General features: G+C 62.1%; 9 protein-coding genes. 1 reads left to right on the top strand and 8 read right to left on the bottom strand.

Features of this window, described 5'->3' with window-relative positions; translation table 11 throughout:
• Positions 1-147: 147 nt before the first annotated feature.
• The 5 genes from ACIQC5_RS02770 to typA form a co-directional block, all read right to left on the bottom strand.
• Positions 148-1,431 carry a citrate synthase gene (locus ACIQC5_RS02770; RefSeq protein ID WP_400278235.1) on the bottom strand — a complete coding sequence of 428 codons (1,284 nt, stop codon included), beginning with the start codon at positions 1,429-1,431 and terminating at the stop codon, positions 148-150.
• Between the two features lie 233 nt (positions 1,432-1,664).
• Positions 1,665-2,813, bottom strand: coding sequence for a succinyldiaminopimelate transaminase (dapC, locus tag ACIQC5_RS02765; RefSeq protein ID WP_400278234.1), 1,149 nt, complete (start codon positions 2,811-2,813; stop codon positions 1,665-1,667).
• A gap of 14 nt (positions 2,814-2,827) precedes the next feature.
• Entirely contained in the window at positions 2,828-3,154 is a 327-nt protein-coding gene (fdxA, locus tag ACIQC5_RS02760; protein ID WP_018776555.1) for a ferredoxin, read from the bottom strand.
• Between the two features lie 319 nt (positions 3,155-3,473).
• A complete protein-coding gene (locus ACIQC5_RS02755) occupies positions 3,474-3,896 on the bottom strand; it encodes a hypothetical protein (RefSeq protein ID WP_400278233.1) in 423 nt (140 codons plus the stop codon).
• A gap of 33 nt (positions 3,897-3,929) precedes the next feature.
• On the bottom strand, positions 3,930-5,846 hold the full coding sequence (gene typA / locus ACIQC5_RS02750; RefSeq protein ID WP_400278232.1) for a translational GTPase TypA: 1,917 nt from the start codon (positions 5,844-5,846) through the stop codon (positions 3,930-3,932).
• A 281-nt stretch (positions 5,847-6,127) separates the two neighbouring features.
• Here typA and ACIQC5_RS02745 point away from each other — a divergent pair, with 281 nt between their 5' ends.
• Positions 6,128-6,976, top strand: coding sequence for an SGNH/GDSL hydrolase family protein (locus ACIQC5_RS02745; RefSeq protein WP_400278230.1), 849 nt, complete (start codon positions 6,128-6,130; stop codon positions 6,974-6,976).
• 199 nt (positions 6,977-7,175) lie between these two features.
• Here the strand turns inward: ACIQC5_RS02745 and ACIQC5_RS02740 are convergent, their stop codons facing one another.
• From ACIQC5_RS02740 to ACIQC5_RS02730, 3 genes are read right to left on the bottom strand one after another with little or no spacing between them, the layout of a single operon-like run.
• Positions 7,176-8,885 carry a dipeptide ABC transporter ATP-binding protein gene (locus ACIQC5_RS02740; RefSeq protein ID WP_400278229.1) on the bottom strand — a complete coding sequence of 570 codons (1,710 nt, stop codon included), beginning with the start codon at positions 8,883-8,885 and terminating at the stop codon, positions 7,176-7,178.
• Between the two features lie 10 nt (positions 8,886-8,895).
• A complete protein-coding gene (locus tag ACIQC5_RS02735) occupies positions 8,896-9,840 on the bottom strand; it encodes an ABC transporter permease (protein ID WP_400278227.1) in 945 nt (314 codons plus the stop codon).
• A complete protein-coding gene (locus ACIQC5_RS02730; protein ID WP_400278225.1) occupies positions 9,830-10,759 on the bottom strand; it encodes an ABC transporter permease in 930 nt (309 codons plus the stop codon). The genes ACIQC5_RS02735 and ACIQC5_RS02730 overlap by 11 nt, the downstream gene beginning before the upstream one ends.
• Positions 10,760-10,867: the final 108 nt, after the last annotated feature.

Here is a 10,867-nt window from a genome sequence, read left to right as displayed (position 1 = left end):
GCGGCGTGCCCTGTGCGCCCCTCTGGGGGGGTTATTGGCGCGCTCTTGCCCCCCGGGTGTTCTTCCCCCCCCCCCCCCCCCCCCGCCCCCCCCCCCCCCCCCCCGGGGGGGGGGCCCCCCGCCGTCGTTATTGACGCTGTTGCCGTATCAGTTGGCCGGGTAGTTGCGCTCAGGCTCACCCGTATAGAGCTGCCGCGGGCGGCCGATCTTGGTCTGGGGATCGTTGATCATTTCGCGCCACTGGGCAATCCAGCCCGGGAGGCGGCCGATGGCGAAGAGAACGGTGAACATCTTCTCCGGGAAGCCCATGGCCTTGTAAATGAGGCCGGTGTAGAAGTCGACGTTCGGGTAAAGCTTGCGCTGGATAAAGTAGTCGTCAGCCAGCGCCTTCTCTTCGAGGCGCATGGCGATGTCAAGCAGTTCGTCGTTGCCGCCGAGCTTGCCCAGGACCTCGTGAGCCGTTGCCTTGATGATCTTGGCACGGGGGTCGTAGTTCTTGTAGACGCGGTGTCCGAAGCCCATGAGGCGGACGCCGTCTTCCTTGTTCTTGACCTTCTCCATGTAGTCCTCCGGCTTGATGCCGTCAGCCTGGATCTGGCGAAGCATCTTCAGGACGGCCTCGTTGGCGCCACCATGGGCGGGACCGAAGAGGGCGTTGATGCCTGCGGACACCGAAGCGAAGAGGTTCGCGTTGGACGAACCCACCAAGCGCACGGTGGAGGTGGAACAGTTCTGCTCGTGGTCGGCGTGCAGAATGAGCAGGAGGTCCAGGGCCTTGACTACTACCGGGTCCAGTTCATACTGCTCAGCCGGCAGGCCGAAGCTCAAGCGCAGGAAATTCTCCACGAGGTTCATGGAGTTGTCCGGGTACAGCATCGGCTGCCCGATCGACTTCTTGTGCGCGTAGGCTGCGATGACCGGCAGCTTGGCCATCAGGCGGATGGTGGAAACTTCCACGTGCTCTTCATTGAACGGGTCAAGCGAGTCCTGGTAGAACGTGGACAGCGCAGAGACGGCCGAGGAAAGCACAGGCATGGGGTGGGCATCCCGCGGGAAGCCGCCGAAGAAGCCCTTCAGTTCCTCATGGAGGAGCGTGTGGCGGCGGATTCGCTGGTCGAACTCTTCCAGCTCCGTGGGGGTCGGCAGGTTGCCGTAGATCAGCAGGTAGGAAACTTCAAGGAAGCTCGAGTGCTGCGCGAGCTGCTCAATGGGGTATCCGCGGTAGCGCAGGATGCCTGCGTCGCCGTCGATGTAGGTGATGGCCGAGGTGGTGGCCGCTGTGTTCATGAAGCCGGGGTCATAGGCAACGGCGCCCGTCTGCTTCAGCAGCTTGGAAACGTCATAACCTTCGTTTCCTTCTACAACCTGGATGCGCGGCAGTTCAAGTTCGCCGCCGGCATGGCGCAGTGTCGCGCTGGTGGTCTCAGTCATGGAGTCCCCTTCATGAGGCCTCTGGGCCTCTATAGAACGCTTGTCCAACCAAACTTCCGGTGACGCCGCATGCTGCCCCACTGTTGCAGGGCTCCAACGGCCGAAGTGCTTTCTTATCGAAGGTCACCATTGATAGTCAGTTAAAAAGCTACCGCCAGTAACCCCACGGAACTAATCCGTTCCGTCCGGTTACTGGCGGAATGACGCGACTTGTGGTGCAAGTCACAGCATTGTTATGAGCTCGCGCCCAATCTCTCCACTGCGGCGTCAATGCGCTCATCGCTGCCCGTGAGGGCCACCCGGATGAAGCCATTACCGGCATCGCCATAGAAGACGCCGGGGCCAACAACGATGCCCAGGTCAGCGAATCGCCCCACGGTGTCCCATGTAGCTTCGCCCGCCGTGGACCACAGGTAGAGTCCAGCCTTGGACTCGCGGATCTGCAGTCCGAACTTCTCCAGCGCTGGAACAATCCGCTCGCGTCGGCTCCTGTACAAGTCCTTCTGCGCCAAAACATGGCTGGCATCGCCCAGTGCCACGCGCATGGCTTCTTGCACCGGGTAGGGAACGATCATTCCAGCATGCTTACGGCTGTTCACGAGATTGGCCATAATCGCCGAGTCGCCAGCAACGAAGGCTGCGCGGTAGCCTGCCAAGTTGGACTGCTTGCTCAAGGAGTACACACACAGCAAACCGTCCGTGGAACCGCCCGTTACGCGCGGATCAAGGATGCTCGGAACGGGCTCTCCGCCTCGCTGGGCATCCCATTCACCCCACCCGAGCTCCGCATAGCATTCATCCGAGGCAACGACAGCACCGAGCTCCCGGGCCTGGCTGACCATCCGATGGAGAGATTCGACATCGCGGACACTTCCGGTCGGATTGCCGGGCGAGTTGATCCAGATCAAACGGACCTTCGCGCGGGTGGCGGCATCCAGTTCATCCAGATCGTCCGCAGCAACTGCAGTGGCGCCAGCCAGTGAGGCGCCAATGTCGTACGTTGGATAGGCCACAGTGGGGCGCACCACAACATCGCCGGCAGTGAGTCCCAGGAGGAACGGAAGCCAGGCAACCAATTCCTTGGACCCAACGGTCGGCATGACGTCCCTGGGATCAAGCCCCGGCACACCACGGCGGCTGGCGAACCAGTCCACCACGGCTTGGCGAAGCGGCTCAGTGCCATGCACGGTGGGATAGCCGTGAGCATCGGATGCCGCCGCAAGTGCGTCGCGAATCAAGGCAGGAGTGGGGTCGACCGGAGTTCCGATGGACAGGTTAACTGCTCCCCCGGAGTGCTTGGCAGCTATGGCGACATACGGCGCCATGGCCTCCCACGGGTAGTCGGGCAGGTTAAGGCCAAAGGCCGGTGCCGCGGAAATCAAGGAAGCAACCGCCCTTAGTGGTCTTGGTTCTGCGGGGGCAGTGCGGCAATGAACGGGTGGTCCTTGCCGGTGTTGCCGATCTTCGCAGCGCCACCCGGCGAACCGAGGTCGTCAAAGAATTCGACGTTGGCCTTGTAATAGTCGGCCCACTCTTCCGGGGTGTCATCCTCGTAGTAGATGGCTTCCACAGGGCATACGGGTTCGCAGGCACCACAGTCGACGCATTCATCGGGGTGGATGTAGAGGGAACGCTCACCTTCGTAAATGCAGTCAACAGGGCATTCTTCGATACATGCCTTGTCCTTGACATCTACACACGGCTGCGCGATTACGTACGTCACGTCCCAGACCTCTCCACGGTTAGTCCCGGCCACGGCCGGGGTAATACTGCCGGCAGCATGCCGGACACTCAACTTCCGAGCCTATTATCCAACAGTGCAACGACGCCAACCTAGCTCGCGTCTTAGTATGAAACGGTGAACCTTCCGCACTTGCCGCCCCGACAATTCCTGCTTAGTGCGAAACCCGGCATTCGGGTGGTGGTGCGCTACAGGATCGATGACGGCCTGACGGACGCGCTGGGCTACCTCCTGGACACCGGCGACACCAGTTGCACGATCCGAACCAGGACGTCCGACGTCGAAATACCGCTGGCTATGATCATTGCCGCCAAGGAGGTTCCGCCGCCTCCGCCACGCCGCCAGGCGCGGCGGGCCGCAACCGCAGGCGACTCGCCACCAGCAACATGACCACAGTGGTCACGCCGATACCAAACACCCAGACGTTACCTGCCAGGTCGCCGAGCACCAGCTGTTTACGGGGGCCTGAAGAGGACATGACGCCGACGGCGGCATAACTCACCATGCCAGCCACCGCCGTCGGGATCAACGAGCGGGACCACGCTGCCAACCATAGCTGCACAGAAGCCAACAGCAGCAACGCAACAACTACTCCCCAGACGAGATCGCCGCCGGACCACTGTATGGTCTGCCGGTGTAATCCCGTTCCGGCGACAGCAACGAAAAGAGCCGCCGGTACGGCCGCGGCAATGCCACGCGCCGCACCGGCGACTCTCCTCTTCATCAAGCTGTTCCTGACGGGTCAGACCCGGACAGTCTAGGCCTTGGCGCGGGCGCGGTTGGCCTTGGCACGCTCGTTCGAGTCCAGGATGACCTTGCGAATACGGATATCCTCCGGCGTAACCTCAACGCACTCGTCCTCACGGGCGAATTCGAGAGACTCCTCGAGCGTGAGGTCGCGCGGCGGCGTCAGGTTCTCGAAGGAGTCAGATGAAGCAGCACGCATGTTGGTGAGCTTCTTTTCCTTGGTGATGTTGACGTCCATGTCGTCTGCGCGGGAGTTCTCGCCAACGATCATGCCTTCGTAAACCTCGGACGTGGGCTTCACGAAGAAGGAACCGCGCTCCTGCAGGTTGATCATGGCAAACGGCGTCACAACACCGGCGCGGTCAGCAATCATCGAACCGTTGGTACGGTATTCGATGGGGCCGGCCCACGGCTCGTAGCCCTCGGAGATCGAGGCTGCGATACCAGCACCGCGGGTGTCCGTGAGGAACTTGGTGCGGAAACCGATCAGGCCACGGGCCGGAACGATGAATTCCATGCGGCACCAGCCGGTACCGTGGTTGGCCATGTTGGTCATGCGGCCCTTTCGGGCAGCCATGAGCTGGGTGACGGAGCCGAGGTATTCTTCCGGTACGTCGATGGTCATGTGTTCCATCGGCTCGTGGATCTTGCCGTCGATGGTCTTGGTGACAACCTGCGGCTTGCCAACGGTCAGCTCAAAGCCTTCGCGGCGCATCTGCTCAACCAGGATGGCCAAGGCGAGCTCGCCACGACCCTGGACTTCCCAGGCGTCAGGACGCTCGGTGGGGAGAACCTTGATGGAGACGTTACCGATCAGTTCCTTGTCCAGGCGATCCTTCACCTGGCGGGCCGTGACCTTGGCGCCCTTGACCTTGCCGGCCAGCGGCGAGGTGTTGATACCAATGGTCATGGAAATTGCGGGATCGTCCACCGTGATCAGCGGCAGCGGCTGCGGGTTCTCGGCATCCGTGAGGGTTTCACCGATGGTGATGTCCTCGATGCCGGCGACTGCAACGATTTCACCGGGGCCGGCGGATTCGGCAGGAACGCGGGTCAAGGCCTTCGTGGCCAGCAGTTCGGTGATCTTGACGTTCTTGAGTTCGCCGTTGGCGCGCGCCCAGGCGACGGTCTGGCCCTTGCGGAGCGTGCCGTTGTAGATGCGGAGCAGGGCGAGGCGGCCAAGGAACGGCGATGCATCCAGGTTGGTCACGTGTGCCTGCAGCACGCCGTCCGGGTTGTACGTCGGGGCCGGGATGTGCTCGATGATGGTCTTGAAGAGGGGCTCGAGGTCCTCGTTCTCCGGGGCAGAGCCGTTGGCCGGCTGGTCCAGGGACGCACGGCCGACCTTCGCAGCGGCGTAGACGACGGGAACTTCGAGAACCTTGTCCAGGTCCAGGTCCGGAACTTCGTCAGCAAGGTCCGAAGCCAGACCGAGGAGCAGGTCCATGGACTCGTGGACAACCTCGTCGATACGGGCGTCAGGGCGGTCGGTCTTGTTGACCAGGAGGATGACCGGCAAGTGCGCAGCAAGGGCCTTACGGAGCACGAAGCGGGTTTGCGGCAGCGGGCCTTCGGAGGAGTCAACCAGCAGGACGACGCCGTCAACCATGGACAGGCCGCGCTCTACCTCGCCACCGAAGTCGGCGTGGCCGGGGGTGTCGATCACGTTGATGGTGATGGTCTCGCCGTTGGACGACGGGCCGTTGTAGGCAACCGTCGTGTTCTTGGCGAGGATGGTGATGCCCTTTTCGCGTTCAAGATCGCCGGAGTCCATGACGCGGTCTTCAACTTCGCCGTGGGAAGCGAAGGAGTTGGTCTGCTTGAGCATGGCGTCGACCAGGGTGGTCTTGCCGTGGTCAACGTGTGCGACGATCGCGACGTTGCGCAGATCGCTCCGCGACGCAGTGTTAACGGTAGTTTCAGACATGCGTTTATGACTCGTTTCAGTGGTGAAGTCAGTTGTTATATCCGCGCGCATACCTGATCTACCTGATCGGAACACACGGCGAAAGACCCCGGGACACAGGGCACCTAGAGCAAGTCTAAACGCAGATGCATTTATCGGCCTAAAATGCAAGCGATCCATGGTCAAAATGTGGCGTTCCTCACAGTGGATTAAGGTTTAGTAACTGGCGGACAAGATGCTGGATTTTCCCCGCGGAGTGAACCATGATGTCTGCAAGAACCAGTGCCACACGGAGACCATCGATGCGAAAAGCTTCGGCCACGTTCCGCATGCTCGCACCGCTGATCGCCGTAGGCGTTCTCTTGGTGGGCTGCGGATCCACAACGTCAGCCCCTACGTCCACCGCCACACGCTCCGTTGCGCCCGCTCCCGCCGAGACGGCTGCTGCGCAGAAACCGGAAACCGTGGCTACCGCATCGCCGGCCCCGGACCTTCCAGTGGGCTCGCTGTATAAGAATCCCGCCAACAACCGCAACGAGGTCATTCTGGCCGACGTGCGCCACACCGCGGTGCTGATCGGGGACTCGCAATCCCAGCCAAAGGACTCATGGCCGCAACGCGGGATCGCTGCATTGGGGTACAAGTTGCATGTGGCAGGCATGGGTGGGACAGGCTTTGTGGCATCCACCACCAAGACTGGCAATTACATCGATGCCCTGCAGCGCGGCGACTGGGTGCTCCCCTACGGCGACCCTCCCCTGATCGTGATCCAAGGCGGCGGCAACGACGCCAGCCAAAAGGCCAGCGACACACAGATCGCCACCAACGCCGAGCGCCTGCTGTCCGTGCTCAAGAAACGCTACCCGGGGGCGCGGATCGCGATGATCGGAACCCTTGCCAAAGGCGCCGACAACGGCGGTGGACGACGCACAGAGGTGGACGCCCTCCTGGGACGAGTAGCTGCAAAGAACAGCATTCCGTTCATCAGCGCCGGCGATTGGCTGACCCGCTACGACGCCGTTGGCGATTTGCAGGACGGAGTCCACATGAAGCCGTCCGGACACGCGAAGCTCGGGAGTGTCCTGGCCAAGAAGCTGACGGAACTCGGCCTGGCACCTCGTCCGGACACGGCGTCGGTTCCGGCGCAATAGGGCGTGTTGCGGGGCCTGCTCTGCGCCCCTCGCCAACGATTTGGCGCGCAGACCGGGCCCCACAACGAGTGATTAACGGCGAGAGCCGGCGGTTCCCCCTTGGTGGGAGGAACCGCCGGCTCTTTGCGCTATCCGGATGTGTTGTCCGGTAGTGCTATTGGTTGTGTTGTTCGGCTGTGTTGTCCGGATTCGACGGCGGTTATGCCACCGCGGGTGGCAACAACAGCGAGCCACCCGGTATAGCGTCCAAGAGAGCCTGCGTGTAGGCCTGCCGCGGGTTCTCGAAGACATCGTCGGTGCTGCCCGTTTCAACGAGCTTGCCCTTCTCCATGACGCAAACGTGGTCTGCGATCTGGCGCACTACGGCGAGGTCGTGCGTGATGAACAAGTAGGTCAAGCCGAGGTTATCCTGCAGATCTGCCAAGAGGGTCAGCACCTGGGCCTGAACCAGGACATCCAGCGCAGAAACGGCTTCATCACAAATGATGACTTCCGGGTCCAAGGCGAGCGCACGGGCTATGGCAATGCGCTGGCGCTGCCCGCCAGAGAGCTCGTTGGGGTACCGCTGCATGGTGGACTGTGGCAAGGCCACTTGATCCAACAACTCACGGACCTTCTTCTCACGGCTGGCCGCATTTCCGATCTTGTGAACCCGCAGGGGCTCTTCGATGGTCCGGAAGATGTTGTACATCGGATCCAAAGAACCATAAGGGTCCTGGAAAATCGGCTGTACTCGGCGCCGGAACTTGAACAGCTCCCGGGATTTCAGGCCCGCAGTGTCAATGCCGTCGAAGAGGATCTGGCCCTCGGTCGGCTTCTCGAGCTGAAGAACCATCTTTGCCACAGTGGACTTACCGGAGCCGGATTCACCCACAATGGCCGTGGTGGTTCCACGCTTGACGCTGAAGCTGACGTCATCAACAGCGGCGAAGTCTGTTGTTTGGCCCAGCCCCTGGCGCAGCTTATAGATCTTGCGGAGATTCCGGATCTGCAGCACCTCATCCTGCGCACGGTCTTTGGCAGCGGCTACGGGGGCCAGCAAATCCCCCGCCTCGACACCTTGTTCCTTGGCTACCTGAATGCGGCGTGATGCCAGCGAAGGCGCTGACTCCACGAGCCTCCTGGTGTACGGGTGCTGCGGGTTGCGAAGCAGTTCCAGCGACGGCCCGGCTTCCACCACGTTGCCCTGGTACATGACCACCACTTTGTCCGCGCGTTCAGCCGCAAGGCCGAGGTCGTGGGTGATGAGCAGCACCGAGGTGCCAAGCTCCGTGGTCATCTTGTCCAAGTGGTCCAGGATCCTTCGCTGAACCGTCACGTCAAGGGCGGACGTGGGCTCGTCCGCGATCAGCAACTTGGGTTGGCAGCTCAAGCCAATGGCGATCAGCGCCCGCTGGCGCATACCGCCGGAGAACTCGTGCGGGTACTGCTTTGCACGGCGTGCGGCATCCGGAAGGCCAGCCTCAGCAAGGACACGCGCCACATCCTCCGGACCGTCTGGGCGTCCGTTGGCTTTCAGAGTCTCGCGAACCTGGTAGCCGATCTTCCAGACCGGGTTGAGGTTGGACATCGGGTCCTGCGGAACCATACCGATGTGGCTGCCACGCAGTTCGATCATGCGCTTTTCCGGGGCGCCGGCGATGTCTTCGCCGTCCAGCAGGATCTGGCCGCCCGAGACGCGTCCATTGTTGGGGAGCAGACCGATTGCGGCGAGAGCCGTCGTCGACTTTCCCGAACCGGACTCGCCCACGATGGCGACCGTCTCGCCGGGCATGATGGTGAGGTGGGCGTTCTTGACGGCCTTCACTTCGCCGGAGCCGGTCTTGAACGTAATGGCCAGGTCCTTGATCTCCAGGATTGGCCGTACCGGTGCTGTGGCTTCATCGATTCTGATGTTGGCAGAAGTCATGTTCGCCTCCTTAGCGCTGACGGCTCTTGGGATCAAGAGCATCGCGGACGGCGTCGCCAAGCATGATGAAGCTCAGGACGGTAATGGACAGGGCAGCTGCCGGGTAGAGCAGGATGGCCGGATTGGTTCGGATCGAGGCTTGCGCCCCGGCGATGTCGTTGCCCCACGACATGGTTCCCGGCGGGAGGCCAATGCCCAGAAAGGACAGCGTGGCTTCGGCGACGATGAAGACGCCCAGCTCGAGCGTTGCCAGCACGATGACCGGTGCCAAGGCGTTGGGCAGCGCGTGACGGACCAGTGCACCGAATTTGGAGACACCCAACGACCGGGCTGCCGTGACGAAGTCGGCATTGCGCACTTCGATGACGGCACCACGGGTAATGCGGGCCATCTGCGGCCAGGCCAACAGGGATATCACAAGGACCACCGTCCACACGCTCCGGTTTTCGCGGAACAGGGGAAGCTGGGTGATGACGAGTGCACCAAGGATCAGCGGCAGAGCGAAGAAGATGTCGCCAAGGCGCGCAAGGACAGCGTCCAGCCAGCCGCCGTAGTAACCTGCCAAGGCACCCAGGGTGACGCCGATAACCAGGACGCACACCACGGACAGAATGCCGACAGACAGGGATGCCTGCGTACCGTGGATCACGCGGGAATAGATATCGCAGCCTTGCAGGGTGAACCCGAAGGGGTGCCCGGCAGTCGGCCCGGCCTCCGAGTTTGCCAGCTGGCAGTCGTTGTTGGGGGCCACGCTGGTGAATACGCCGGGGAACAGAGCCACGAACGTCAACAGCAGGATCAACACCGAGGACACGATGAACATGGGCCGGCGGCGAAGCTTCCGCCACGCGTCTGTCCACAGGCTGACCGGTGCTTGGTCCGTCTTGACGGAGTCGGTGACCTGAAGCGGCGTTTCATCTACAGGGGCGACGAAGTGTTCAGTATTACTGGTCATAACGGATCCTCGGGTCGAGCCAGGCGTACAGAAGGTCGACAAGCAGATTGGCGGCAACGAAAACCAGCACCAGGACGCTGACGATCGCAACGACCGTGGGGCCTTCGCCGCGCAACACGGCCTGGTAGAGCTTGTTGCCGATGCCCGGGACGTTGAAGATCCCCTCGGTGACGATGGCGCCACCCATGAGACCGCCAAGGTTGGCACCGAGGTACGTCACCACGGGGATCATGGAGTTGCGAAGAATGTGCGCCAGTACAACGCGGGGGCGTGAAAGGCCCTTGGCTGTGGCTGTCCGGACGTAGTCCGCATTCATGTTTTCGATGACCGAAGCCCGGGTGAGGCGGAGCACGTAGGCGAACGAGACCATGCCCAGCACGACAGCGGGGAGGATCAGGTTGCCCCAGTCCGCATTGCCGCCGACAGTCGGCTTGGCCCAGCCGAGCTGGACGCCGAAAACGAGCTGGAAGACGAAGCCCAGAACGAAGGTGGGGACGGCGATAACCACCAGGGAGGTGACCAAAACCGTGGAGTCAAAGAGCTTGCCCTTGCGCAGGCCGGCGAAGACGCCGAAGGCGACACCGAAAACGGCCTGGATGATGATCGCCTCGATCGCCAGCATGGCGGTGACCGGGAATGCACGGCCAAGGGCTGCGGCAATGGGCTGCTGGGTGAAGTCGACGCCGAGGTTGAACGTCACGAGGTTCTTCAGGAAGATTCCGTACTGGACCCAGAAGGGCTGGTCCAGGTTGTACTGGGCGCGCAGCGCGTCGATAACGCTTTGGGGAGGCTGACGGTCGCCGAAGAGCGCGGCGATGGGATCGCCGGGCAGGGCGAAGACCATGTAGTAAACAAGGAGCGTGGTCCCGAGGAACACGGGGATCACCTGAAGGAGTCTACGGAGTATGTAGCGAACCACAGGGTCACCTCTTTCCGCTGGTTGTGCGATGGAGAGTCATGTGTGCCTTCCTGCCACGACAGGCAAATGGGGGCCCGGCGCCAAGCCGGGCCCCCAAATACCTCATGG

The organism is Paenarthrobacter sp. NPDC092416 (assembly GCF_044755025.1).
Taxonomy (GTDB): domain Bacteria; phylum Actinomycetota; class Actinomycetes; order Actinomycetales; family Micrococcaceae; genus Arthrobacter.
Note: the sequence above shows the minus strand (reverse complement) of the source record. Positions and strands in the feature narration are given on the sequence as shown.

Bases quoted from the DNA above. Each gene is read 5' to 3' on its own strand.
- ACIQC5_RS02770 (WP_400278235.1), bottom strand. From the start codon at position 1,431: ATGACTGAGACCACCAGCGCGACACTGCGCCATGCCGGCGGCGAACTT.
- ACIQC5_RS02755 (WP_400278233.1), bottom strand. From the start codon at position 3,896: ATGAAGAGGAGAGTCGCCGGTGCGGCGCGTGGCATTGCCGCGGCCGTA.
- typA (WP_400278232.1), bottom strand. From the start codon at position 5,846: ATGTCTGAAACTACCGTTAACACTGCGTCGCGGAGCGATCTGCGCAAC.
- ACIQC5_RS02745 (WP_400278230.1), top strand. From the start codon at position 6,128: ATGCGAAAAGCTTCGGCCACGTTCCGCATGCTCGCACCGCTGATCGCC.
- ACIQC5_RS02740 (WP_400278229.1), bottom strand. From the start codon at position 8,885: ATGACTTCTGCCAACATCAGAATCGATGAAGCCACAGCACCGGTACGG.
- ACIQC5_RS02735 (WP_400278227.1), bottom strand. From the start codon at position 9,840: ATGACCAGTAATACTGAACACTTCGTCGCCCCTGTAGATGAAACGCCG.